Raw genomic sequence first — 24,274 nt, 5'->3', positions numbered from 1 at the left:
GTAGTTTCGATCTTCTAGCTCTTGTTGATAATCATTTATTGCTCTTCTGAGCTGGCCGACTGTTCTTTTGGGGCTGTCTTCTTAGTCTCCTTTTCATAAGCAGATTCTGGCACACCCTTGATTCGATTACATACATAACTTAGATATTCACCAAGAATAGTAAAGTCCGCATAATCCTTAACAATTGTAATTTGCTTATCAGATAAATTCAAAACATTTTGCAAGAATTCTAATGACTTCTTAGTAAATTGACGTTCTTTTGTTAGCATCGTTAATGATTGCTTAACAGAATCTTCTTCATCACTATTTTTTTCCGCTTCGTCCATATCGACATTTAATGAGAGCATCGCAATCATCATTTCATCAGCCTTATCAACGTTGGTTAAATTAGCGTGAACGTTGACGGGCTTTTTTAAACCAATTTTCGTTGTATTCAATTTAACAACCATAAAGTTTCCTCCTCATAGCCGCCCTTACGTATTGTGTATTTCAATTGGCGACTGGTATTTCATTTATGCAGTTGGCTTATTAACATCCGACTGATTAGTATTAGTAAAACTATCTGTACCAGTGGCTTGAATATAGGAAGCCATCGGGTTATCACCCTTGTACCCACCGAACACTTCTGCCAGCATAACGTCATAACCCTTCCAGGACTTAGAGTCCCCAGTGTTATACATCTTGTAGGACTGTTGTGATCCATCTACATTCAGAAAGACATTATTAGGAATTGGTGCCATTGCTTGGTACGTAAAGGCTGCATTACTATCCGTTTCATTCTTATTGGAAGTTCCATGGTTACGAGTTGGAATAATCATTTCACCGTTAGCAAAGCCCTCAAAGAACCAATTACCGTCAAAATCATGAGTGGCTAGTAAAATCGCAACATGGGGTTTCTTGCTACCTAGTACACGGCCACCATTAACAACACCATAACCAACCATCTTACTAGCATCTTCATATGGAATATCTAACATTGTTAAGGCCAACTGAGGTGTTGGAATCCCATGATTAATCCGCTTAACTTTGTTATTCGCATATTGTTGCTGACCAGCTTCTTCAAGTGCAGTGATATTGGCAGTGGTAGCACCATCACCGTCACCATCCCAAAGAGCAATCCCAGCTGGTCCTAATCCACCCTTATCAGGGTCAGTAATTAAAATACCTTTATCATCAGTAATTCCACCCATGACAAAGTCAATCCCTTTAACAGACATACCTGCCATTATTTTTCACGCTCCTTTATTACTAAATCCTTGGCAAAATAAAAGACCTTATCCACTTGCTGAGTGTCAGGGTCCGTTGAATGATTTCTTGAATTTTCTACCGTCCAGCCATTCCTAACAAATAACCGAGCGAGTTTCATTTCTTCATCTAGGTTTGAAAGGCCAGAATTTAATTTATAGAAGATATGAACTTCTACACCAATCGTCCAGCCTTTAAAAGTTTGGTTCGCATAATAGGTTGGCTCATTTAACCATTCACTGATAATACATATTGTTTCACTGGTTTTGACCCCAGCCCCTTTAGGAACCTTTTCCTTAAAATAACGATTAATCCAGGGAAAATCATTCCCCATCAATTCTCTTGCTTGAGTTACTGGTAATTTCATCCTTTATCACCAGTCATTGCATCATAAACTTTCTTTTCAGCTTCAAACACATCAGGGGCGGTCGCACGTCGAATATTATCAACGAAATGATCGCCACGCATCTTAATCGTTCCATCATTAAGAAAGCGAGCAATCCGTGCGTGGTTAATACCACTTTCATCTTTACCTTGAAAGCCCACCACTGAATTACCGTTATCAATTCCGTTAACATCAGTATTTTCAAATACTACTGAATCCGCAAGGTGTTTAATCTTCCGTTTACTACCTTTTTTACTATCACGTTGATAGTGCTTTGATCTGGTTTCAGTCTTTAACGCCTGTGTTAATGTCTCCGCACCAGCTGCAGTCATAGCTTTCTTAGTAGCATAATCTGGAATCAGTTTCTCGGTATTTCTCCCGAACGTTTCCATCATATCTGCTAAATCCGCCATCCTAATCATCACCTTTCGTAACATCTTTTAATGTAATCAGGTCATAGCGCTGTAACGAATGACTATCATCACGACTAATAGTAATAATTCGGTAAGTCACGTCATCATTACCATCAAGCTGAGCTAACATCGTTTTATCAATCTTGTACTGTGAACGAACAGCAACCACAATCGTGTCTTCCAGTTTTGTTCCTAATAACGAATACTGTTGGTTTTGTGAACGCTGATAAAAGGCACAATGAAATCGCTGTTTAGGTACAAAATCGATTGTAGAGCCATCAATAGTGTCTGTATCGATCTGTTCTGTCACTCCAAAATCAATTAGATGATTGAGCTGGCTTATCGGTAGTCTCACTATGATCATCCTTTTCTTCAAAAGTATTTCTAATTCCCCGTAATTGACCAATGATACTATCAACTGTTAAATCAATCGGAAATGTTTGTGTATCAGACAATGATAGTCGGTTCTGAAAATATGTAGCCGCTAATGATACCGTAGCCATTTCTACCAACGAAGAAACATTAGTATCAGTATAAAATTCATTAATATCATCACCGACCGCATTATGAACAAAAGCATAAGCAGCGCGAACGTATGAGGATAGCAACGGATCATCATCGTTACCGTCTAAATAAAGAACATTCTTCACACGTTTAACTGTTTGTGACACATCCAAGCTATCGCCCATTCTTCATTCACCCCTTACTTGTCGGAAGTCTTACCAGAGTCTTCTGGAGTAGTTGCTTGTTGATTAGCAACCGTCTTAAATGAGGCAGTAGCCCAAGCACCATCGTCGATAACTTCAACATCGAACCGGTCAATGACACGAACCTTGTAAAGGTCATGTTCAAATGCGCCTGCGCCAATGTTAGTTGAGAGTAATGACATATGTTCACGGTCATAAAGAGTGATTCCTTGCTTCAAGTCACCGTAGTAAAGTGGGTGAGCACCTGAAATATCAGGTAACCACTTATCCGCAATGACAGTAATTGTCTTACCATCTAACCGGTAAACATCTGGTTGAGTAACATCGCGTTGTAGCATGTAACGACCTTGAGCATCCTTAACCTTAGAAAGAACATTGTAGCCTGACTGGTTAGTAACAAAACTTGCACTTGGCATTAATGCAGGGTCAAGAGTGTTATTTTCAAGGTCCTTAATATCATCAAAGTTAGCAATACTTGGCTTCTTAGCTGGTTTGCCCATAGCTTCAATGATTTTTGCGTTACGAGTGACGGTAACCTTCTTAGCAACCCATTCTGACAACCATGCAAGAATATTTTCAACAGTATCCTTCAAGAGGCTGTTAGTAACGGTTTGAATAGCTGCATAACGGTGAATAGCGTACTTAATCAGGGTTAATTCAGGGTCATCCATATCAGGAATAGTAGATGTTTCATCATCTAAATCACTCATTGGAGTGATGTCGCTAAGCTTTTCATATGTTCGTGAGCCAGTCATTGTAGTAACTGATTCAACATTAACCAGATTTTGAAGCGTCGCAAATTGCCGTACTAGCTTATGAATAGCGTATTGAATATCATCCGGAATGGTAAGGCCACCGTTACCAGCACCAGTCTTTCCAGAAGTAACCATGTTCTTGAAGTCCTTAACAAATTGGTCCTTGATATCTAATTCTTTCTTGTTTAAAGGCTTCTTGTCCTTCTTATCCATGTTCTTAACTTCTAATGCGCGCGCTTCGTCAAGTTGGTCCTTGATAGCGTCACGTTGAGCAGCTAAGTTATCACGTTGTCCCTTTAATTCAGCAAACTTATCCTTGGAAAAGTTGTCATCAAGGACCGCTGCATTCAGTTTGGCATTTAAGTCAGAAACTTCTTGGCCCTTAGAAATCCAAGCATTATTTAATTCATTAATTCCCATTAATTTCATCTCCTAATAAAATTGCCAACTTCTGGTCTTTGAGGCTAGGAGTTGGCTTTTCTTCAATATTCTTAGGTGTTTCCACCTTGTTTTCGGGCTTAGCACTACGTACCTTAGCCAAAAGGTTCTTAACCTTACTAATTGCATTGTTGCTCAAAACTGGCGTACCAATTGCATTAACTACTTGTGGTTGCGCTGAACCAGTTGAAACGTTATCTGCAAATCCTTTATCAACCGCATCTTGTGCAGTCATCCAGGTCTCATTAGACATCAACTGAAGAATGTCGTTTCGGTCCATTCCAGTTTTTGCTTCATAAGCGTTAACAATCGACTGATCGGTAACATCTAACATCTTTGAGTCATGCGTTAAATCGTCCGCATTTCCCCAAGATACAGTTGAAGCCTTATGAATCATCATTTGACTAGTAGGTGACATATTAATTTCATCCCCAGCCATCGCAATTACAGAAGCAGCAGAAGCAGCTAAGCCTTGAATATTAACCACCACTTTACCAGAATACGCCTTTAACATGGTGTAGATTTCTGAAGCAGCAAATACGCTACCCCCACCAGAGGCAATATCAACTTCAACATCCCCATCACTATTATTAAGGACGTCTTCAACCATATTAGGGCTAACACAGTCGTAACCTAACCAATCGTAGATATCAGCATCATCATTGCTAACAACGGCACCTTTTACATTAATCTTCGTCATCGTTATCACCTCCTTCCACTGACTTATCATCTCTAGAAGTTGAGATAGGAACAGGTGGTGTACTTGCTTCAGGCATTTCTTCAGGGAAGTAGTTGCTTTCTTTAAGTAACCATACAGCCTGGTTAGCAGCAATTGTTCCGTTCTTTCGTAAGTTAGAAATCGTTGTTGCATAACTGTCACCAAGCGGGTCAATTGCAGAACGCAAGTCGAGATTAATGTTTGCATTGAGCTTATTATTCAATTCACCAGTTACCGCCTTAGCATACCGAGCTAGTGACTTTACATAAGCATTCCCCATCATCTGAATTGAAGATTGCTGGTCACCTTGACCGTTAATAATACTGTCAGAAACACCGTAAACCTTAGCGATTTGAGCACCCGTCCAGCTTACCTGGTTAAGCAATTGAGCAACATTACTTTTAACTTCAAGTGGTGTGTATTCTTCCAAGTCATCAATTACAATCGGTCCATTTTCCGACTTTGAGGTCTGCTTCATGAATTTTCGTGAACGAGAAGCTTTGTCCTCATCGCTAAGCAATCCTCCGTGCTTAATCGATAAAATACCTGGAGCAATGATAGAACGTCCCAGAGCGCTCAAGGTGAGTTTATTAGACTTATCCTTAATTTGCAGTTCATTAGCTAGCGCGCTTAAGGGACTAATCCCAGTCTTCCCACCGTTTTGTGATAGTAATCGAATATGGATTAAGTCAGATTGGGGAACAGCTCCCATCACGCCAACTTCAGGTTCATCAAAGTTAATGTTGTAAATCAATCCAGAGCCATCTTCTAACAAAAAAGGAGTAACTTGCGAAGGTCGCAAATACTCCCAGGTCATATCAGTTCCATTTTGATTTCGCCAACGATAAGCAAAACATTCACCGCCTAATAGCAGTTGTGCAAACATCGATTGCCAGAAGGCGTGTGCATTACTCGTTTGTGTCGGATTATTAAGAATCCCCTGTGCTCGAGGTGCATCTGCTTTTAACTTTCCATTTGCTAAATCAGCGCTTAACTGAAAAACAATCGAATAAATATCAGAGTTCTTCAAAGCAGTCCGGGCATCTACATACTTATCTGAATTATCAGGGTTTAAGAAGTGCAGAATGTCAGTATCATCTGCAATCGATAATCCCGGACTAACCTTTTGATTAAATAGCGGCAATAGCTTTCACCTCCTTTCTATTGAAGGCTAGCTATCTTCTCCGATAGATAACCAACTAGAATTAAGCCAACAGCAATTCCGAAGATGCCAACTGCAAAGCTCAATAAAAAGCATCCCCAGATTGCAAATAAGATTGCACCAAGGAAGCAGATAATATCAAAATACTTCCAAATACTTATAAAAATATCTTTAATCATCGAGTAAACCACTGTCCTTACTTTCAAACCATTTTTTCACTTGTTCTGCAGTCATTCGGTCAACTTGTTGACTCTTGTCGTTAGCAATCCCGAAATCTTCAAAGTGATACATACCTTGATAAAGCGCATCGATAATTGCATCGACCACATCAATTTTGAGAGTAGCCTTGGCTTTATCAACCTGAATTCCGATTTTATCTTCATAGATTTCTGCATTAATTAATGCTTTTTCCATAATTTTGTCGTCTAACCGGCTGCAGTTACCTTCAACAAAAATCTTTTGTAAGAATTTCGTTGGGTCTTTCAGTTCGCTAGTCCGTTGCCGAATTGCCTCCAATGGGAAGTCGGTGTTGATATCCATTTGCTTGATGGCATTAGTAGCTCCCCAGGCATCATAACCGAAGAAAATCACGTGCAAGTTGTTTTCTTCAACGTAATTAAGTAACCAACTGTAAACCTGGTCATCATTAATTAGTCCTTGCGGGTGACTAGTAATCGTACAGTAGCCTCTTTTAGCTAGCTCGCGATAATTAATACCATCTTGCTTTTCCTTGGCTTGAATTGAGCCGGCCTTTTCCCACGGGATAAAACTATGTTGTTCGATGTGCCACTTTTGCCGTCCATTCTCTTCTTGATAAGGATAGACAAATGCAATTGCGGTATTATCAGAGAACATTGAGTAGTCAAAACCGATGTAAACGTCACGACCTCGAATATCAAAACTCGGAATAATTGCTCGCTCAATGTCAGACAGCTTTAGATAACTGTTAGTAGCTTCTTGCAACCAGAGATTAAGGTTCTTATTTTGAAAGTCATCAACAGTTCCAGCAAGCATATCAGCGTCACGTTTATCACGTAAGCCATCGAGGAGAATATCATGTTGACTTGGTAATCCTAGCAATGGATTAGACTTAATCCACGCTTCTTCTTTGAAAGTTTCGTCCAGACTATCCTGTGCCCAAATTAAGCCTAACGTCCGGTCAGCTTCCCGACTAAAGTCTTGTTCCATAACTTGTTGAATCATTTTCTGTTCTTCATGAAAAGGCACTGACGGGTCAGGATAGGAAGTAGAAATTTCAATGTATTGATGATTAGGCACCTTAACTTGTCCAGAAACGATTTTCTTTGTTCCTTCACGGGACTTGATATTCCCAACCTCATCAAAAACCGCTGTCGTAAAGTGGTAAGAGTCGTACTTACCAGCGTTAAACGATAGCGGCCTAAGATTGTTATTAAATTTACGCATTGAAATTCCGGTATGTTCGTGAATTACTAGGTCATCTTCTTCAGCAAGCTTCTTGAAAACAGGTTGTTGGTCAATAATGCTTTTTAGCATGTTTGCAATATAACCATAGAGCTTCCCGGTTTGGTCGTAATTCTCAGCCGTTACTAGAAAATCCTGGTTGGATAATCCCATCGATTCGATTAAAAATGAGTAAGCCATGTAAATAGCCATCAAATAAGATTTACCTTGACCACGAGCAACCGATAAAACTACTCGAGTAAACCGTTTTGTGTTTGTATCACAATCACGCCAACCAAATAGCATCGCAAAAATGAACTTTTGCCAAGGCATTAATTTAGTAGGTTCCCCAGTATCAACGTTAGGAGCAATAGAAGCAAATTTTAAGATTTTATCTACTTCATTCACATCATAGTAAAAGTTAAAACTTCCTCCCTGATATCGCTGCAAGTCCCGTAAGTGCCGAAAACATGCTAGCTTCATAAGATAGCCAGCTTGTACCTTCTCATCCATGACGTCCAAGGCATATTTAGTAGCCGGATCGGTGAATTCCTTACGTACTCCATTGAATCCGATATTGTGATATGCGCCTAGCACATCATGGCTTTGTGTTAAATCAATCATATAAGTCCAGCCTCCTTTAGCTGTTCAGCCATTGATTTTTCTTTCTTATGACTAGCAATTTGCATCAATTCTTGTCGTCCCTTAGGAGATAGCCCGAGCTGTACGCCAACCGAATTTAGCTGATTGAGAGCATCCTTCATGGTGGCTACCGCCGGATTCTTTCTAAAGCCAACAAAATCCTTACCAATCACTTTCCCCGAAGAATCTTGAAGAGATGAGTAAATCTTCGCTTGAATGCCGTTTTCTTGAATATCTTGATAAGCATTCCGATAGATTTCATAGTTAGCACAGTATTGTTCAACTAATCCAATATCGATTCGTTCTACTCGTCCAGTAGCTTCTAAAAAGGGCACGATTTTACGCCAACAGGCACTAGCTAAAGTACCCAAATAATGCGGTGGTGTAGCCGGTAAATGCCCGTTATTCTGCTGATAATAGACCTTTTTAGCCATTCGATGCCCTCCTTTCTGCTCTGGTTAGCCCCCCTAGGGTAAAATTTTGAAAATTATCGCTTGCATGAAAAACGACGGCAATGTGTGCGCTCTTTTTACTTTGGGCATAGGGGGCGGGGATGTTTTTATTCTGAAAAAAGTTTTTTTATTTTTGATATTTTTAAAACTTCCGGGACTAGTTTTAATTGATTATCTTTTCCCGTGCCATAGTAGGATTGCTCCCATTGCGTTTTTTTGTGGTGGCACTTACGACAGATAGTAGCTAGATTATCCATGCTTGCCATCCTGGTTTGGTCATATTCAATTGGAACTATGTGGTCAACTGTTCGACTATTGGGCTGACTACAGTACCGACATACATAATGATCACGATCAAGCACTTGTTGTCTTAGTCGTACCCATGTTGTTGTTCGATAGAATTCATACTGAGTAGACTTAGTATCATTCCGATACCTAGTCACGTGATTATACTTGTGTTGATACTGTTTGCTGTGTGCACGTGCCCAACGTTGTCGACTAGCTAAATACTCCGCTTCGTGTTCATAATGCTGTTGGCAGTAATGATCAGGCAACTGTATCATCGCATGACAACCAGCATACCGACATCTTCTAACCTTTGGCATTATTACTCTTCACTTCCACTATATTATATTGGTTTAGATAAGGCTTAATGGCGCTAGATGGACGCGTTGAATAACCAACTGGCGCATCAAGCAAATATGTAGGATCTCCATGAAAATCATTATCATCTTGGTTAAATATTGCAATACTAAAGGGATGTTTTCCTTGCTTGCGTAGCTCAGTAATCTTTTTTATTAAATCATCTGCACTATGAATTTTATACACTATGATTTTCTGCATATCACCACACCACCTTTCTAAAAATACGTGCAAAATATGTACAATTCTATTGACGCACGTATTAAATACGTGTATTATAATAAGCGTTGAAGGGAAGTGAAACTTTTGGTACAACGTCGCAAGGTTGAAAAGAAATTCAAAGATAATGGCTGGTACTTCGTAAGACATGGCGGTAACCATGATATTTGGTCAAACGGTAAGATTAAAACCCAACTGCCACGTCACCCGAAGTTTAGCGATAAGCTTTACAATGCTTTGATAAGAAAGTTCAACCTAAAGTAGTAAAGCAAGGCTCTTAATTGAGCCGAGCTTTTGTGTACCAAAATTAAGGAGGCTCACTATGGACGACATTAAAGTATTTCCGATTATCATTACTAAAGATGAAGATAATAATGATTACCCTTACTTTGTTGAAATTCCAGATATTGATGGAATGACTGAAGGTAAGTCAATTGCGGATGCAATGGAAATGGCAAAAGACTACATCGGTACTTATTCCCTTGAAGATAAGTTACCTGAATCAAACACCAAATTACCTCAAGCTAAAGATGGGGCAACTGTTACTCTTGTTACCGTTAACGTTTCAGAATACAAGCGCAAGCATGATAACAAAGTAATTAAGAAAACCATTACCATACCTAATTACTTAAATGAATTAGGTAAAGAAAATGGTATTAACTTTAGTGAAGTAATGACAACTGCACTAAAAGAAAAACTTAGCGTTTAACTCCGTTGCAGTGGAGGCGCTTGGCTCAAAGAGGCAAGCGCCTCCTTGGGGTCAGTCCTACTTCTTGACCTCAATCAGAATGAGTAATAGAATTAGTAGCGTAAAGTTTATTTCATTCATGGGAATCACCTCCTCACGATTTACTCGGGAGGTGATTCCCATTTTTTGTTGCCTGACTGACCCCAAATAGTTTTATGGGGATGCTTGCTTATATCAGCATATTACTTAGCAGGTTCTTCTTTAGGTTCGATAAATTATCAATATCCTGTTGGATTGAATTTTCTTCTCTATCCATAAAGTCAAAAATCCTAACAATTGCTTTTTGGGTTTCAATATTGTGCAACTGAATTGGAAACTTACCAACCTCATTTTCTTTAATATTGATACCTGTTGCGTACTTACGCATAAATTCATCAATGTTTTTATGTAAGACAATATTAAAATATCTAGAATTGATACCAGCTGATGGAATAATTGCTACGTCTTTAGTTGCAACTTCACTTGGTTCATATAAATATCCGAGTTGTCCTCTTGTTGCTGAAATCTGTAATGTAGATGTTCCTGCTGGATAAGTATGATGTTTCTTTGCTCGCCCATATTCGGCCACATCTTCTAACGTCACACTTTCAAAAGTATGAAAGTCAATCATAGTAAAGTCAGTTGCTCCTTTCGCTGTGGCTTACCTATCCCATATTTCTCGACCCAGTATTTAGTAAACTCTTTAATCTCTTTATCGGTTTCTGGATTGGTTCCATGAAGTTCTTGCAGCATAACCGACAGTTCTTGACTGGTATATTCAATCTCAGCATCAAGTTCTTTCATTTCTGCCATAATTTCATGCAATGGTTTAACAGGCTCGGGTTCAAATGTATCGACATAACGTGGAATATTTAAGTTGTAGTCATTCTCTTTAATCTCATCAAAAGTTGCTACATGTGCAAATTTATCTACATCATTACGATTATGATAAGTACTAATAATTTTGCTAATGTGCTTATCTTCAATTCTGTTATGAGCTTTATCCTTAGTGAACTCTTTTGATGCATCAATAAATAAGACATCCCTATTCTGCCGTTCTTTCTTAAAAATAAGAACAACAGTAGGAATGTCTGTATTAAGAAATGCTTTTTCAGGTAAACCAATCACTGTATCGAGGTAATTTAAATCAATTATCCTTTGCCTTAACTTTCCCTCTGCGTTACCACGAAATAGAACACCATGCGGTAAAATAATTGCCATTGTACCATCATCACTTAAATCATCTAAGCCGGTTAAAATAAACGCATAGTCTGCCTTACTCTTAGGCGCTAACACCTTAAAATCTTTGAAACGTGGTTCATCTAACATTGATTTCTGTGGATTCCATTTAAGAGAATATGGTGGATTCATAATAACCGTATCAGCCTTTGCCGTTGACTGTTCTTTAATCTCTTCTAAGCTACTAAACTTAACTCCCTTAGTTAACTTATAAATATACTTAACACTTCGAGAAAGAGAATCACCATGAAAAACAACGGCATCAATATTCCGAATCATTAGATTAAACAATAGAAATGGCATGGCACGATCAGAAAACTCCTCACAATAAAATTTACCATTATGATTTTCAGACCAGCGCTTAATAGTTAGCCCACCAGTTCCCGCACAAATATCTGCATTAATCTTAAAGTTACCCAATAAGGAACTAACAAGCTTAACAATACCATCAGGTGTGAAATCTTGTTTCTTACTCTTACGATCTGAATGTTCCTCCTGAAAATAGTCTGTAAACCAGTCAAATGACAAATCATTCTCTTCTTCCAGGAACTGGTTAAACAATTCAACACGCTTATTACTATCATTTAGAATTGTTTGTAATTTAATTGGCGCCTTATAGCTTTCATCAATTCCAATTAGATTATTAATCGTTTCAGCTGATAGCATTGTTAAACTTCCCTCCTAAATCAGTGCAAAATAAAAGACGGTAGCTTAATTGCTATCGTCTTAATCATTTAATCTGTTATGTATCAATTCTTGTAATTCTTTTAAATCATCCTCGGTTGCTAACTCTCGAATAAACTTACGAGCATAAGAACGGTAACGATAAATACGTTGCTTATCCTTATTCTTATCGTTCCATTTCTTAGCAGCTTTCAGTTGAGCTTCACTAGTTTTATTTTCTGTCATACTACCACCTACTTCAAAATCCAAGTAGCAATGCAGATGATTATTGCAAGGACTGAAAGGACAATTGAAATGTTATCTTTAGTTTCTCGTTTCATAATAGATAAGGTTAGAACATGGTATAATTTAATTACACCGAAACAAGGGTTGTGTTGGAACCCTTGCGGTGTAGATTACTTAAATAAGAACGTCAAGACTGATATTATGAAACTCGCAATGCTGAGATAAAATTTAATATCTTCCCGGCGTTCTTTTTGTAATCTTTTACGTCTATCTGTTCTAATCTTTATCCCTCCCTTCACTTATTATAATACTACGTTACTAACGTATAGTCAAGTGAATCAAGGAGAAAATCTTATTTATTTTCGTGTAATTTAAAAGCTGGCAAGCGTTGACCTGTCAGCTTTTTCTTTTGCTTCATATGTCTATCAGCTCTACACAGCATTTGATACTCTTGTTTACTTGCTACTAATCCGAATCGTTTAGTCTGATACATACTTCCTCCAAACAAAAAAGCCAGCTTATTTAGCTGACTTATATTAACTAAGTGTAAAAAAATTGTTTACATTTAATTCAATTGGTATAAACATTGATATGCGTACATTTGTAGGTACTATTTTAGGTACTTTTACCTGTGCTTCATCGTGAAACATTCTATAATGTATTGGTATATAAACATTTTATTTTGTGTAACATCTTTGACAATCTATTGTTAGTAATGTATTATACTCAATGTACATAAAAAGCAATCACGTTTTGCCCACGTAATTGCTTGACGTTATAGTTCTAATCTGTTATCTTGCGTCTGTTTGTACTGTTTAGCTTGTTTAGGTCGTTAGTTAATCGCTAACGGCCTTTTTGTTTTGGGTAAACATGGATAATGTAAATTACGCCAAAAGAAAATAGTAGAACTATTCCTAACGCTGTAACTGACAAAATTGCCATATCTACACATACAGGTAGACCATGCATTGCTTGTACAACTTTTGCAAAACTCCGCATTAAGTCTGGAAAACCCATATGAAGTTCCTTTGATGTATTCAAAGAAAACATACATTACCAAACTTAAACGTACAAATACGTTCATGATAACCACGTCCTCTCTGTTGGATCCCACGCAACTATGAATCACAACAGTGCAAACAGACGCTTAACCATAACGACTTCATTAGTATACCATTTAAAACAAATAAATTGTATTGCAGAAAAGGCCTAATTTGTAATATTAGACTATTTCAGCCATTTTAATTATAAATGGTGTTTTACACTATACTTCCCTCAAAAAGCGTTATACACTTTGTGGGAGCTTTTTTATATAAAAAGCCCGGTCAATCAGACCAGGCGAGGTAAAAATAAAATGTGTGTCTGATTTTCCACGTCAGACACAACTTCAACAAGCGGTGTTGCCATTAACCAATATATAGATGTAAATATATTTTTGTGTGCTTGCTGAAGTATGTAAGCAATCTAAGTGTTTAAAAATACAGTAGATATTTTTGATGATTGCTCACAAAGCTAGAGAGCGGAGTTGAACCGCTGCTGTGCGTGAATAGTCTAGCGTGCAGTGCCAGGAAATTACTGCCCTATTCATGCCCTACCGAGGACCATAGCTTGCAGAGATTTATGTGAAAAGTAGATGACTACCGTACTCTTTAAAATGAACTTAGTGTCATCTTTCTCTGCTTGGAAGCACTGTTAATATCAAAAAGGAGGCGTTTGTCATCTCCTTAATTAAATTGTGCTTCCAAAGTAGATACCGGGAACTGCCCCCGCAAGCGTTGTCGCCTGGTGCCTAACTTCACGTATCTACACAATGCACTCGTTAAGCCGTTGAAGTTGAGTGCGAGCTTCTTTTGCTGATAACAGCATGGTTGCCCTGAGACTAGCAGAGCGGGCTACTTAATCTGTAAATTTGAATAACCACAATGAAAGGAGGTCTTTACATAATCACGACCACAAGATCCGTTTAGTACAACGCTAGTCTCAACGTGGATTATGGAGCTTGCATCCATCACCGGCTTGGTTACCGTTCCACACACCTACGCTTCTTAACAGAGAGATCCTGAGGTAAGCATAAGTAACAGACGTCTATTTAAGCAGTTTAACGACATGAACGCTGAAGTCGTTCGTGCTCAGGTCACAAAGTATTTGGTAATTGTGAGTTCAATTAATTTTTCGAACAATACCATAATACGACCGTTTTTAAGGCAAAAACTGCAAATCATCTGCAATTTTTCTGCAACTTTTCTGCAGAAAAAACAGCAGATTAATTTTTAAGTACCCTAACTGAATCATTTGGACACATTAACGCGCCTTCCCACAACGCTTCATTTTGCTTTAACATGAACGTTCGCTCACTCATATAAGCGTTGTACTGCTCCTTAATGTAATTCATTGTCTTAACCGCTGACCAGCCCTTAATGAACCTGTGAAGTAAAATATCACCAAGGATTTCTTCTTCCTCACCGACACTCATTAGTACCTCGCAACACTTAATTCTTGTCTTGTATTGATAAACAGCTTCAGCGTGGTTAACGAACTTCTGGTCCGGGTCATGTGGTGTCCCATCATTTGGTTGTCCGTCCATGCTAGGCGACTTCAAACCTGGGAACCGTTGCATTGCTTTAAGCTTGTACTTTTTCCATTCCTTTAGATACTCCTTAAATGCTTCCTTAGTGGCTTCTTTATCCAAATTACCAAATACGCTGTCAACCACGCTCTACACCCCTCGTCCCTTGTGATATAATTGATTTGCTTTATTTTTATACCAAACCGGGCGTTCCTAGTAGGGGTGTCTTTTTATTTACTTTGTATATTAAATGTAATACAATATAAATACAGAAAGGGTGATTAATATGACTAAACCATATAGTTTACGACTTGATGAACAGACACATGATGATGCTCAAGATGTTTTCGCTAATCTTGGTATGGATTTTTCAACTGGTATCAAAATTTACTTAAAGAAAGTTATTAAAACTAATGGTATTCCATTTAAAGTTTCTAACGAGTCTTCGAGTCTAGATCGTTCACTAGAAGAACTAAAAAGTGGTAATTATAAATCATTTAATTCTGTTGATGAACTATTTGATGACCTTGACGACTAGGGAGGAAGATTAACATTGATTATTAATCGAACTCCTGAATTTAAACGAAATTATAAACGCCTTAAGCGAAAACATTATGATATGGATAAACTTAAACATGTCATCAAGCTTCTGGTTGCTGGTGCTAATGAAGAATTGCTCAGAAAACATAAAGATCACAAGCTACATGGCAAGTACAGAAACTTGCGAGCATTGCATGTTGATCGCCAATATGACGATAATTGGGTTTTAATTTACCAAATCCGTAATAATGAAATTGACCTTCACATTTTAGATTTAATCCGTACCGGAAACCATGATAGGAGTTACCGCTAAGTCACACATTACCGTGTGGCTTTTTCTTTAACTTCATTCTTCCTCCTAGTCCGGTTCGCTTTCTAATGAATCCGCACTAACTTTAATTGGTTTCATTCTTAATAAATACGCTCCATTTCGTTTTGCTTTCTCATATCACTTGATTAATTTTCAGTTCCACATCTTTAAGCTTGCCGTCAATGAATGCTGCTAATTCTTCAAACGATTTAATGCTAGATTCATTAGCTGACTTTTTAATGTAGGTCTTAACGGCTTGACCGAATGTTTGAAAATACAATGTATCGTTGCTAATAATCTTGTCTTTTCGTCGTTCCGGGTTAGTCTTATGTCTTATAAGCTGTATTTGACCATGTTTCCCACCGACAATTGTGTAATGGTCATCTAACTTAATTTCCATCCTTGCCATCCTTTTTCTATGCCTTCACTAACTTACTAGGTAATGTTTCACGTGCCATTGCAAAGAATGGATTTCCGGTTGCAGTTTTTATTTTTACTGTTTCTTTCATTCGGTTAATTTCAATGACGTAATAAACCATTCCGTCTTCTTTAACCATTGTGTTATTTTCATAGCACTTAACCGCTTCATTAAAAGTCATTTACTTACCTCCATAATCTTTAAATCCATATCCCACTAAACCACTAGTAACAATTTTCACCGCATCTTCAGCTGACCGGGCGATTCCGTGAATCACGTTTCGCTGAGTTAACATCTGGTGAAATTGAATCTGGTCTTGTCGGGGTTTTCCACGTTCATTTTTTACTTCAATGTAAAATACTTGATTATCTGACCATCGCCAGCCGTAAAGATCAGGATGCCCCGAAGGCACACCAGCGCTGAAAAATCTTCCATCTGAAGTATGAACTGAACCGACGTTTACCCGGAACACTGTACAGTGCTGCCGTGACAGGGCTACCCGAATATCGTTCTGAATTTTATGTTCAGATTCCATTGCATCACAACTTTCTGATAAAATTTCCAAGGAGGTGAAACTATGAATTTCAATTCTTGGATTAAACAATTTTTAGACGAAGATTCTCAATATGGCGATTTAGCTCGTGACATTGAAAGAGATAAAAGTTTCCCTATTAATGTCACTACCTGGAACCAAATTGAAAATCATTTTCCTAATGATGTCGTTACTGATGTTGCTAAATCTACTTTTGAAGATTTCGAAGCAAGTCTTTAGTTATAAAGAAGTCATAATCTTTTGGTAAATTTACGTTTCGCAATATATATTTAGGGAACAATTCCCATTCGTGGTAAATACCACCTTTTAGCTTTACAATTTCTTTTCTTCTTATCAGTTCATCAAGTAATTCTGATGAACTGATATTTTTTAATTTTTCATTCATATGGATTCATCCACTCCTCACACAGCTTCCAAACTTCAATTAATGTTTCTGGGTCTGGATATAACGTTGTAATAGTTATAGTTTGTCGTCGAGCGTATCTATTCGTTTTTACATGAATTCCATTACCATCTGCATCTAACTGAAACAGTCGAAAATATAATTCTCTATCAGTCATTATTCAACTCTCATCTTTTCTTCTTGTATTTCCGCAATTATTTTTAGAAACGCAGATGCTTTCTTAGCTGCTATTGTAAATCCTTCTATAACACCTCTGCGATAACCTTCATGAAATATCTCGTGTATATCAGGATTTCTTTTAATAAATTCATCAAATCTTCTATCATTCATTAGTAATTCATCTCGATCTCTTCGATACTATCAACGGCTTCACGTGGAATAATTACCCGGCAGTTCTTACGATTTTTACCAACTAAGAAATTGCAACTTACATCATGCAATGCTCGTTGAATTTCTTGGTAACTGCCTTTGTAGTTATAGACGTTTCCACCAATTGTGTGCATTTTTATCATATTTACCTCCGTTGGGTTACGGTAGGTAACGCTATTTTTTTGTTTACCGTAACCGTCATTATCGTTGATATATCAATAATCCATGGCGTTTGGTTACGCTATTTCTCACATTTTTGCCAAAAACTTTTCTGGCGCTCTCTCTGTCTATATACCTACTACTAATAACTTTTTATTAATATTAGTGTTACACCGTAACCAAAATGGCTGTACCTGTTGATATAACTAGGTTTACAACGGTTACGCTAGCGTGTTTTTAGCGTAACTTACCGTAACCTTACGTAACCTCGTTTTGCTTCACCATTAAATTTCTTTGATTTCTTTCTAAACCCAAACCGATTAACCATGATGTTGGAAATCTGATTTCCAATCTTACGATTCTTTACTAAGTCAATCCCTGGGGCGACCGCTAACGATAAAGCTTCATTGGTAATGAAATCTTGATCCTTAAACTGGTTATTCAGTGCTTCATCAATCTTGTCTTCCAATTCATCGGTGTACATGAAGTTTTGACGATGTTCGTCTAATTCTTCTTCCTGCTCGTTGGTTAAGGCAAAACTGAAGCCGTCCTTGTACAATTGCATAGCTTCACCCCAGCACTGTTTGACGTAATCATCCGTTAAATCCGTTACTGGATGATGTTTCTGCCGTGCCTTACTAACGTGCAGCGGTAAGAATCGCCGTTCACCGGTTTTATCCTTCAAGTAGTACAGCTCATTGGTTGTTCGGGACATGACGAAGTTCTTCGCGAATCGTTCCGCTTGGTGACCATATGGTTTTCGGTATTCAAATTCCTGCAAAGTAATAAACTTCTTCAGAATTTCAAAACTCGCATTGTTGGTGGCTGTCATTTCATCATCATTAATAATTAATGCCCGACGCATAACCGCATAATCATCTTTGTTATCAAAAGTTGAGAACTGGTCCGTGTAATAACCTAATGGCGCAATCTTTTGTAAGAACGTGGTCTTTCCAGCACCTTGACCACCGACTAAATCTAAGACGAAATCAAATTTAGTCTTCGGGTTATGTGCTTTTGCTACTGCACCAACGAAAAACAATTTAGTAATTAGCTGGGCAACTGTCGTTTCTTCTACCCCGAGATAATCACCCATGATGTGATTTAATCGTTCTTTATGATCCCAACTTTTGTAGGCATCATCAAAGTAATCAAGGACTGGATTGTAACGGTGACGCATAGCAACAACCGTGATGGCGCTACGAATTTTCTTGTTATCAAACAGCACGCCATAATCAGAATTATTTTCAATATATGAAGCGATCTGATCTACATATGCATCTACCAATTGACCAGTTTTGAACATCAATTTACTGTTTGGCTTTACAACGTCAATTTCAGTTGTGAATTCATTAAATTGGAATGTATCCTTTAAGACTGGATCACGTTCTAAAATAATTTCAATGTTCACTAAACTATTAGCTTTTGGTCGACCGTACTTGTCTACCTTGAAGCCCCAGTTATTTTCTTCTTTACTGGTCAATTGACTAAGCTTTTCGGCATTCTTTTTGTCAAATGGCACTACTTTGTCATTTTTTTCACTCAACCGTTTCACCTCTTCTCCTGATTTCCTTTTTAATCATGCTGTTAACCGTTATGACGACCTCATTATCGGTCAAGCTATATTCGGTTCTACTGTTAGCAATTCTGGCTAATTCCAAGACCGTTTCTGGTTCAACATTCCGGAATAACAATCCGCCGGCAAATGAAGCTAGGGCATTATTACGACCACCAGTTGGACCCAGGCCATTGGCAATCTGACTAAATAATTCAGAGGTCTGTGTTTTACCTTTCGGGTGGTACCGCTCAATCTGTTTATTACTAATCTGCGGTTTTCCCTTTTCTTCAATCAGCTGGATTAATTCTTCAGCTGGTTCGATCATCGGTTTATGGTTGAGCCATTGATAGGCCTTTTCATCAATAATTGACGGTGCCACAACCACGTAATTATTAGGATGAGCCTTAATATCTACCCCAGGCAGGAAGCCAATGTTTTGAGCAATTCGTTCAGCCGGTTTCTTGAAGAAAAACTGATAACCATTGTGGGCGGTCTTTTGACACAAAGTCTTAAACCATTCTGGATGTTTTAATTCTTTAATTGCTTTAGTCCCGTCATCCCCATCTTCGTGTCGATCAACATCAATGACAAAGAACTGTTCAGTTTTCAGAGCAATGTTAGCGTAAGGATGAGTTCGCCAAAATTTTGTAATTTCATCAACGGTTAATGGCTCACGGTCAGCAAACTTAATTAACGGACGTTTATTGATTGTTGGAATTACGCTAAAGCCATGTTCAGCGTATTGTTTAGCGTAATTAACTAGGCTTTGCATCCCCGTTCACATCCTTTAGTTAGAATGGCAAATCATCATCGTCAACAGTTGGTTCAGGTTCTTTATCTGCTACTGGTTCTTCCTTAGCGGCTGGTTCTTCAACTTTAATCCCCGGTCCAAAGTCATAATTACGATATGGATTATCGGGATCCTTTTTGTTTGGCGTAACTGTAATAGTCATTTCTAAAGTCTTACCTTCATAAGGCTTAAAGGCATCGACTAATTTTTCGTAAGCATCGGTTTCATTATCTGGGAACAATTCCGGAGTGACGGTCAGCCCAACCATTGCGGCAACTTTTGAAATTATCCGAATGTTCCGGCTCACAACGAAGTCGGGCATTGCCTTACTGGCCTTAGTTTTAGTTGCTAAACTGATTCGTAATTGTTCCTTACGACTAGCGTATTTACCTTTAATCACCTGCATTGAGAACCGTAAGCAATCCCAGCCAGAATCATATACTGGATGGTCTGTCTTATCCAATACCACTTGGTAAGTACCGGCCGGAATTAAATCTGATTGATTAGCGCTGTCTTTCTTTGCGTCCCAATCCTTAGTAGCCTTATTAAATGCATCTTGTAGTCCCATAATTAAATTCCTCCTAAATTATTTTTCAAACATGCCATCGCATGATTCTAGTAATTGCTTAATCCGTGGATCAGTAATGTTCTTAGCTTCATACTTAGTCCGCCGATCGGTAATTGTCCGTGTGTAAGTATCTTTACCAAACTTCTGTGTATGAATTACCAAGTCACAGTTCCCATTAACGATGTTGTAGTATTTCGGTTTGAGTGATGGCATTGGTTCTGGTGTTGAACCATCATCCCCACCGACTGAAATTTCTCGACTAATGTAAATGATGTTCATTGGTAATGCCTTTAGGTCCATGACGAATTGTTGAAGAACGGTGTTAAAAATCGCATAACCTTTTCCGTAAGGAATATCACTAAGAGCTTGTACACCGTTATCAATGCAAATCGCTTGTTCCAGCATTACGCAAATATCATCAATTACATCAACCACTAGCGTTTGGAAAGTGTTCTTTTGTGATAATGCAGTAATCACATCATCTAGCTGTTGAATTGCTGATTGCTTCAACTTGCCGTCTTCATCACGAATGTTTCTGATTTGAATACTTGGTGCTGTTCCTTGTTCACTATTTCCATCAGTATTTAGAACTAACGGGTGTGGGAAGAAACTAGCGAAGTATGACTTTCCGCTCATCGTCTTACCCCAAATAAAGAAATTGTGGGGTTGCGTTTTTGGTTGTAATTTTTCGTCTTTAGGTAGTTGAATTACCATTTCTTTTTCCTCCTGTTATTAAATTGGTGCCATGCCCAACCTGCTGAATAGTTATGTAGCTTGGCATAGGCTTGTAACTCTTTAAGGGTGTGTAATTGTCCTGGTGATTTATCAGCAACGTTTGCCATTACCTGATCATTGAGAATTTGTCGAATCATTTTCTTCCGGTGCTCTACCGCTTGATTTTCTTTGATTTCTTGTAAATCGACGTTAACGATTTTGTAGTCTTTGTTCTCTTCTCTGAGTTCATGACCACAGAACGGACAACAATTATCCTTCGCTTGGTCTCGATAGAATGTTCCAAAGCAATAGTTACATTGAGCAATTGCCGACCCGTTATCAGCGTTTTGCTTAGCCTTCCGCTTATCTTTCGTGACGATTGCTTCTGACCAATTTCGGTCACTACTTGGTAAACCGAAATTCAAGAAGTTATCAACGTGGTCAATGACGACAGCCGTTTTTCCCTTACGAGGGTTCAAACAACGCATTGAAAACTGTAAGTACAGGGCTAGTGAACTGGTTGGTCGTGCCATAATGACACAGTCAACATTTGGCAAATCGACACCTTCAGTAAAGAGATTGACGTTAGCAAGAATGGTTAACCGTTGGTCACGAAACTTTTGTACTAATTGGTCACGAACTTTAGAATCGGTATCACCGTCTATTTCAGCCGCTGAAATTCCTACTTGAACAAACTGTTCAGTAACTTTTTTTGCACTTTTAATTGAGTGACAATAAACTACTGCTTGTTTACCATTAGCTAATCGTTGGTATTGTTGAACAATGTGCCCATAAATCTGGTGACTGATCGCCTCATCCATACTTTTGCTTGAATAATCACCATTTGATTTTCGCAATTTGGAACGGTCAATATCACCTAAACCGTAGTAATGAAACGGCGCCAAGAAGTGATGTTCGGTTAACCACTTGATTGACTTACCAACGATAATATCGTCGGCAATCTGATCTAATTGGTCATGACCAGTTCGAACTGGTGTAGCTGTAAAGTACAAAATGTAAGCAGTAGGGAAAGTTTCAATAATTCGTCGATAACTTTGCGCTAAAGCATGGTGTGCCTCATCAATCAAAATTAACTGCGGTGCTTTTAATTGTTTCACTCGTCTAGTTAACGTCTGAACCATCCCCATTGTGGCAAGACTCATATTCACATTCTGCTGTTTAAAGGTTGCCTTAGCTTGTTCTAAAACTTCCTTACGGTGAATAATAAACATCACCCGATTACCTTTATCGGTGGTTCGTCTAGCTATTTCGGACATGATTACGGTTTTTCCGGTTCGTGGCGGCTGCTGAACAATGATTCGATGGTGACCAGTTCGCATTGATTGATAGACTTTATCAATTGTTTCTTGCTGATAATCACGAAGTTTGAACATTACTTAATCACCGTATTCCGGTTATTTTTCAAGTGTGCTCCAGGTACTTCTTGACCAGCTTTAATTGCTTTGTAAATAGCAGCCTTATCCGGACTAGAAACTGTCTTAGTTTCAACAAAGGCTTCTGGTAACTTCTTCGCATCATCAATCACAGTAGACGCTTTAAAGTTTCGGACACTTAGTAAATGATTTTCTGTATCAAATCGTTTAATCCCGGCATCATCAAGAACATCAGTCATATATTGCTTAATCCATTGCAATTTATTCTTGCGGTAAGATAGTTCATCACGCCATATTCGTTGTTTATCTTCAATGAAGTTAATTTCAGACTTCAATTGGTCAGCCCAAGTAGCAAGGTTTTCTAACTTATCCTTTCGGGTATCGTCAATGGCATCAAGAGTATCTTTCATTACTGTTGGGTCTAAATCATCACGTTGGGATAATTCTCGAAATTGGTCATTAAGTTCAAATAAATTACTCATGATGGTCACTCCCGTAAATGTTCTTAGTGTCAGTTCCTAATCGCTCAGCAATTACCCGCAAGGCATTAGCATGATTCTGCATTTGAATTGCACACCACATTAATTCTTCGGGTGTTGATGCCTTGCTGTACTGATTGGATAGATTGCCAATAATCGTTGCTTTGTCGGAAAGCATCTTGTTAAATTTGTTTAATTCTTTGTTTTGCATGTGTTATACTTCTCCTGTAAATTGTTTACTTTTGTTTGTCACCGGTGTTACCAGCGCCGGTGGCTTTTTTTGTTGGAAATGGTGTAATAGTTTCTCCTAAATCGTGGGCTGCAAATGGTAACCATAAAACGAATACCCAACTCATCGCTACTTCCATTCCTTCGCGGTAGAAGATTGTCATTAAACTTCCAATCGCTGTATAGAACAACGCTTTAACAAAATTCATTTATTTCACCTCCCCTCATGGCATTGGTTTATCCCAGTCAATTACATCAACGTGTTCTTCAATCCATTTCCGAGCAACTGGCAAGTTAACTTTAATTGAGCGTCCCTTGCCGGGATGTGGATTAGTTGACCATTTCCTTGTTTTTGGGTAAGCGTCTAAAACATATAACTGAATCCATGCTTTGGATTTCTTACCTGGAATGTACGGACGTAATTCTTCAAGATTTACCCACTTTTCAGTAGGGGGTTCTTTAGTCACTAGATACGGCTTCAAGTATTCTGCAACTGCCCGCCTATCTTCAGGCGGTGTTTCTTTAATAAGTTCTAGTAATGCACTCATTTGATTAGCTCCTTTCTGGTAAAATTAAGTCATTCTGAATTGAAAGAGGTAGTCCTATGACAATTTCTAATTGGATATCTGTCGCTAGCATTATTGTTTCCCTTGGGATAGCGAGTTGGTCAGCATATCAAACAAAAGTTGCTGCTCAACTTGCTAGTCGTCCTTATATTTCTATTTATCTTGAAGCTATTGATACGGTTTATTTCAGTAAATATCTTGTTATTAAGAATTTTGGAAATAGTAGTGCAATTATAAAAACAATTGACTTCATCAAATTAGATGAAAGTAATAAATACTCTCAAGATATTCAGGTAGGACTAAATGGACTAATTAATGGAAGCATCGGTCCCAAACAAAAACTAACTATGTCATTAAAAGATAATTACAAAGCTCCGATATCATTAAAAGTTACGTATACCGACTCTAACGGCAAGGAATATAAAGACATTTTTCATATCAAAACAGATATGATGTCTAAAATGCTTTGGTCTTCTGTTACTACAACTTCTGATACTCAAGAAGCAAGTGCTATTAAGAATGCCGCAGCCGGTATCATAAAAACTATTAAGTAATTACAGTTTGGAAAGAGTAACAACATAAAA

Annotated in this window: 38 protein-coding genes; 6 read left to right on the top strand and 32 right to left on the bottom strand. The window is 38.2% G+C overall.

The genetic code is table 11. The features are described from left to right. Window positions 1-35: 35 nt before the first annotated feature. The 14 genes from H5R64_RS07680 to H5R64_RS07615 form a co-directional block, all read right to left on the bottom strand. Window positions 36-449 carry a phage tail tube assembly chaperone gene (locus tag H5R64_RS07680; RefSeq protein ID WP_182583277.1) on the bottom strand — a complete coding sequence of 138 codons (414 nt, stop codon included), beginning with the start codon at window positions 447-449 and terminating at the stop codon, window positions 36-38. A gap of 63 nt (window positions 450-512) precedes the next feature. After that, a complete protein-coding gene (locus H5R64_RS07675; protein ID WP_182583275.1) occupies window positions 513-1,226 on the bottom strand; it encodes a phage tail protein in 714 nt (237 codons plus the stop codon). Beyond that, the gene (locus H5R64_RS07670) at window positions 1,226-1,612 is read right to left on the bottom strand and encodes a DUF806 family protein (RefSeq protein WP_182583273.1); all 387 of its coding nucleotides are present in this window, start codon (window positions 1,610-1,612) and stop codon (window positions 1,226-1,228) included. Before H5R64_RS07670 ends, H5R64_RS07675 begins: the two co-directional genes overlap by 1 nt. Beyond that, entirely contained in the window at window positions 1,609-2,043 is a 435-nt protein-coding gene (locus H5R64_RS07665; protein WP_231797917.1) for an HK97 gp10 family phage protein, read from the bottom strand. Before H5R64_RS07665 ends, H5R64_RS07670 begins: the two co-directional genes overlap by 4 nt. Window position 2,044: 1 nt before the next feature. Further along, on the bottom strand, window positions 2,045-2,353 hold the full coding sequence (locus H5R64_RS07660) for a phage head closure protein (RefSeq protein ID WP_325064704.1): 309 nt from the start codon (window positions 2,351-2,353) through the stop codon (window positions 2,045-2,047). Window positions 2,354-2,360: 7 nt separating this feature from the next. Continuing rightward, window positions 2,361-2,732 (bottom strand): head-tail connector protein, encoded by a 372-nt coding sequence (locus H5R64_RS07655; RefSeq protein ID WP_182583269.1) that lies wholly within the window; start codon window positions 2,730-2,732, stop codon window positions 2,361-2,363. 14 nt (window positions 2,733-2,746) lie between these two features. Continuing rightward, on the bottom strand, window positions 2,747-3,925 hold the full coding sequence (locus H5R64_RS07650) for a phage major capsid protein (RefSeq protein ID WP_182583267.1): 1,179 nt from the start codon (window positions 3,923-3,925) through the stop codon (window positions 2,747-2,749). Then, window positions 3,915-4,643 (bottom strand): head maturation protease, ClpP-related, encoded by a 729-nt coding sequence (locus H5R64_RS07645; RefSeq protein WP_182583265.1) that lies wholly within the window; start codon window positions 4,641-4,643, stop codon window positions 3,915-3,917. The genes H5R64_RS07650 and H5R64_RS07645 overlap by 11 nt, the downstream gene beginning before the upstream one ends. After that, the gene (locus tag H5R64_RS07640; RefSeq protein ID WP_182583263.1) at window positions 4,630-5,805 is read right to left on the bottom strand and encodes a phage portal protein; all 1,176 of its coding nucleotides are present in this window, start codon (window positions 5,803-5,805) and stop codon (window positions 4,630-4,632) included. The genes H5R64_RS07645 and H5R64_RS07640 overlap by 14 nt, the downstream gene beginning before the upstream one ends. 17 nt (window positions 5,806-5,822) lie before the next feature. Then, window positions 5,823-6,002, bottom strand: coding sequence for a DUF1056 family protein (locus tag H5R64_RS07635; protein WP_182583261.1), 180 nt, complete (start codon window positions 6,000-6,002; stop codon window positions 5,823-5,825). After that, entirely contained in the window at window positions 5,995-7,869 is a 1,875-nt protein-coding gene (locus tag H5R64_RS07630) for a terminase large subunit (protein ID WP_182583259.1), read from the bottom strand. The genes H5R64_RS07635 and H5R64_RS07630 overlap by 8 nt, the downstream gene beginning before the upstream one ends. Beyond that, a complete protein-coding gene (locus H5R64_RS07625) occupies window positions 7,866-8,321 on the bottom strand; it encodes a phage terminase small subunit P27 family (protein ID WP_182583257.1) in 456 nt (151 codons plus the stop codon). The genes H5R64_RS07630 and H5R64_RS07625 overlap by 4 nt, the downstream gene beginning before the upstream one ends. 125 nt (window positions 8,322-8,446) lie before the next feature. Beyond that, entirely contained in the window at window positions 8,447-8,944 is a 498-nt protein-coding gene (locus H5R64_RS07620; RefSeq protein ID WP_182583255.1) for an HNH endonuclease, read from the bottom strand. Continuing rightward, window positions 8,931-9,182 (bottom strand): hypothetical protein, encoded by a 252-nt coding sequence (locus H5R64_RS07615; RefSeq protein ID WP_182583253.1) that lies wholly within the window; start codon window positions 9,180-9,182, stop codon window positions 8,931-8,933. Before H5R64_RS07615 ends, H5R64_RS07620 begins: the two co-directional genes overlap by 14 nt. 105 nt (window positions 9,183-9,287) lie before the next feature. Here H5R64_RS07615 and H5R64_RS07610 point away from each other — a divergent pair, with 105 nt between their 5' ends. After that, window positions 9,288-9,464, top strand: a complete 177-nt coding sequence (locus H5R64_RS07610) for a type II toxin-antitoxin system HicA family toxin (protein ID WP_016497199.1) — start codon at window positions 9,288-9,290, stop codon at window positions 9,462-9,464. A 58-nt stretch (window positions 9,465-9,522) separates the two neighbouring features. After that, complete coding sequence (locus tag H5R64_RS07605; protein ID WP_182581255.1) at window positions 9,523-9,909, top strand: type II toxin-antitoxin system HicB family antitoxin; 387 nt, start codon at window positions 9,523-9,525, stop codon at window positions 9,907-9,909. A gap of 208 nt (window positions 9,910-10,117) precedes the next feature. Here H5R64_RS07605 and H5R64_RS07600 read toward each other — a convergent pair whose 3' ends face one another. The 4 genes from H5R64_RS07600 to H5R64_RS07585 form a co-directional block, all read right to left on the bottom strand. Beyond that, window positions 10,118-10,558, bottom strand: a complete 441-nt coding sequence (locus tag H5R64_RS07600) for a restriction endonuclease subunit S domain-containing protein (RefSeq protein WP_182583250.1) — start codon at window positions 10,556-10,558, stop codon at window positions 10,118-10,120. After that, window positions 10,555-11,832 (bottom strand): N-6 DNA methylase, encoded by a 1,278-nt coding sequence (locus H5R64_RS07595; RefSeq protein ID WP_182583248.1) that lies wholly within the window; start codon window positions 11,830-11,832, stop codon window positions 10,555-10,557. The genes H5R64_RS07600 and H5R64_RS07595 overlap by 4 nt, the downstream gene beginning before the upstream one ends. A gap of 60 nt (window positions 11,833-11,892) precedes the next feature. After that, window positions 11,893-12,075, bottom strand: coding sequence for a hypothetical protein (locus H5R64_RS07590; protein ID WP_182581258.1), 183 nt, complete (start codon window positions 12,073-12,075; stop codon window positions 11,893-11,895). A gap of 2,263 nt (window positions 12,076-14,338) precedes the next feature. Further along, a complete protein-coding gene (locus H5R64_RS07585; protein ID WP_182583246.1) occupies window positions 14,339-14,788 on the bottom strand; it encodes a hypothetical protein in 450 nt (149 codons plus the stop codon). Window positions 14,789-14,927: 139 nt separating this feature from the next. On the opposite strand from H5R64_RS07585, the gene H5R64_RS07580 reads away from it, so the two are divergent. Both H5R64_RS07580 and H5R64_RS07575 read left to right on the top strand, forming a co-directional pair. Continuing rightward, on the top strand, window positions 14,928-15,179 hold the full coding sequence (locus H5R64_RS07580; RefSeq protein ID WP_182583244.1) for a type II toxin-antitoxin system RelB/DinJ family antitoxin: 252 nt from the start codon (window positions 14,928-14,930) through the stop codon (window positions 15,177-15,179). Window positions 15,180-15,194: 15 nt separating this feature from the next. Further along, window positions 15,195-15,494 (top strand): type II toxin-antitoxin system RelE/ParE family toxin, encoded by a 300-nt coding sequence (locus H5R64_RS07575; protein WP_182581262.1) that lies wholly within the window; start codon window positions 15,195-15,197, stop codon window positions 15,492-15,494. A gap of 130 nt (window positions 15,495-15,624) precedes the next feature. Here the strand turns inward: H5R64_RS07575 and H5R64_RS07570 are convergent, their stop codons facing one another. From H5R64_RS07570 to H5R64_RS07560, 3 genes are read right to left on the bottom strand one after another with little or no spacing between them, the layout of a single operon-like run. Further along, entirely contained in the window at window positions 15,625-15,891 is a 267-nt protein-coding gene (locus H5R64_RS07570; RefSeq protein ID WP_182583242.1) for a hypothetical protein, read from the bottom strand. Window positions 15,892-15,907: 16 nt separating this feature from the next. After that, window positions 15,908-16,090 carry a hypothetical protein gene (locus H5R64_RS07565; RefSeq protein ID WP_182583240.1) on the bottom strand — a complete coding sequence of 61 codons (183 nt, stop codon included), beginning with the start codon at window positions 16,088-16,090 and terminating at the stop codon, window positions 15,908-15,910. Beyond that, window positions 16,091-16,444 carry a VRR-NUC domain-containing protein gene (locus H5R64_RS07560; protein WP_182583238.1) on the bottom strand — a complete coding sequence of 118 codons (354 nt, stop codon included), beginning with the start codon at window positions 16,442-16,444 and terminating at the stop codon, window positions 16,091-16,093. A 42-nt stretch (window positions 16,445-16,486) separates the two neighbouring features. Here H5R64_RS07560 and H5R64_RS07555 point away from each other — a divergent pair, with 42 nt between their 5' ends. Beyond that, the gene (locus tag H5R64_RS07555; protein ID WP_182583236.1) at window positions 16,487-16,681 is read left to right on the top strand and encodes a YozE family protein; all 195 of its coding nucleotides are present in this window, start codon (window positions 16,487-16,489) and stop codon (window positions 16,679-16,681) included. Between the two features lie 340 nt (window positions 16,682-17,021). Here H5R64_RS07555 and H5R64_RS07550 read toward each other — a convergent pair whose 3' ends face one another. The 11 genes from H5R64_RS07550 to H5R64_RS07500 all read right to left on the bottom strand — a co-directional run bounded on the left by H5R64_RS07550 (window position 17,022) and on the right by H5R64_RS07500 (window position 23,672). After that, entirely contained in the window at window positions 17,022-17,195 is a 174-nt protein-coding gene (locus H5R64_RS07550; protein ID WP_182583234.1) for a hypothetical protein, read from the bottom strand. Next, window positions 17,195-17,377 carry a hypothetical protein gene (locus tag H5R64_RS07545; RefSeq protein WP_182583232.1) on the bottom strand — a complete coding sequence of 61 codons (183 nt, stop codon included), beginning with the start codon at window positions 17,375-17,377 and terminating at the stop codon, window positions 17,195-17,197. Before H5R64_RS07545 ends, H5R64_RS07550 begins: the two co-directional genes overlap by 1 nt. Before the next feature lie 263 nt (window positions 17,378-17,640). Then, on the bottom strand, window positions 17,641-18,948 hold the full coding sequence (locus tag H5R64_RS07540) for a VapE domain-containing protein (RefSeq protein WP_182583230.1): 1,308 nt from the start codon (window positions 18,946-18,948) through the stop codon (window positions 17,641-17,643). Then, a complete protein-coding gene (locus H5R64_RS07535; protein WP_182583228.1) occupies window positions 18,932-19,723 on the bottom strand; it encodes a bifunctional DNA primase/polymerase in 792 nt (263 codons plus the stop codon). The genes H5R64_RS07540 and H5R64_RS07535 overlap by 17 nt, the downstream gene beginning before the upstream one ends. A 19-nt stretch (window positions 19,724-19,742) precedes the next feature. After that, on the bottom strand, window positions 19,743-20,309 hold the full coding sequence (locus H5R64_RS07530) for a hypothetical protein (RefSeq protein WP_182583226.1): 567 nt from the start codon (window positions 20,307-20,309) through the stop codon (window positions 19,743-19,745). Between the two features lie 18 nt (window positions 20,310-20,327). Then, window positions 20,328-21,023: an AAA family ATPase gene (locus tag H5R64_RS07525; RefSeq protein WP_062812729.1), complete on the bottom strand. Its 696-nt coding sequence runs from the start codon at window positions 21,021-21,023 to the stop codon at window positions 20,328-20,330. After that, window positions 21,017-22,417: a DEAD/DEAH box helicase gene (locus tag H5R64_RS07520; protein WP_182583224.1), complete on the bottom strand. Its 1,401-nt coding sequence runs from the start codon at window positions 22,415-22,417 to the stop codon at window positions 21,017-21,019. Before H5R64_RS07520 ends, H5R64_RS07525 begins: the two co-directional genes overlap by 7 nt. Next, window positions 22,417-22,899, bottom strand: a complete 483-nt coding sequence (locus H5R64_RS07515) for a siphovirus Gp157 family protein (protein WP_182583222.1) — start codon at window positions 22,897-22,899, stop codon at window positions 22,417-22,419. The genes H5R64_RS07520 and H5R64_RS07515 overlap by 1 nt, the downstream gene beginning before the upstream one ends. After that, window positions 22,892-23,107 carry a hypothetical protein gene (locus tag H5R64_RS07510; protein ID WP_182583220.1) on the bottom strand — a complete coding sequence of 72 codons (216 nt, stop codon included), beginning with the start codon at window positions 23,105-23,107 and terminating at the stop codon, window positions 22,892-22,894. The genes H5R64_RS07515 and H5R64_RS07510 overlap by 8 nt, the downstream gene beginning before the upstream one ends. Window positions 23,108-23,132: 25 nt before the next feature. Further along, on the bottom strand, window positions 23,133-23,333 hold the full coding sequence (locus H5R64_RS07505) for a hypothetical protein (protein ID WP_182583213.1): 201 nt from the start codon (window positions 23,331-23,333) through the stop codon (window positions 23,133-23,135). 15 nt (window positions 23,334-23,348) lie between these two features. After that, complete coding sequence (locus H5R64_RS07500; protein ID WP_182583211.1) at window positions 23,349-23,672, bottom strand: hypothetical protein; 324 nt, start codon at window positions 23,670-23,672, stop codon at window positions 23,349-23,351. A 56-nt stretch (window positions 23,673-23,728) separates the two neighbouring features. On the opposite strand from H5R64_RS07500, the gene H5R64_RS07495 reads away from it, so the two are divergent. Further along, on the top strand, window positions 23,729-24,244 hold the full coding sequence (locus tag H5R64_RS07495; RefSeq protein ID WP_182583210.1) for a hypothetical protein: 516 nt from the start codon (window positions 23,729-23,731) through the stop codon (window positions 24,242-24,244). Window positions 24,245-24,274: the final 30 nt, after the last annotated feature.

Source organism: Limosilactobacillus fastidiosus (assembly GCF_014145505.1).
GTDB classification, from domain to species: domain Bacteria; phylum Bacillota; class Bacilli; order Lactobacillales; family Lactobacillaceae; genus Limosilactobacillus; species Limosilactobacillus fastidiosus.
Note: the sequence above shows the minus strand (reverse complement) of the source record. Positions and strands in the feature narration are given on the sequence as shown.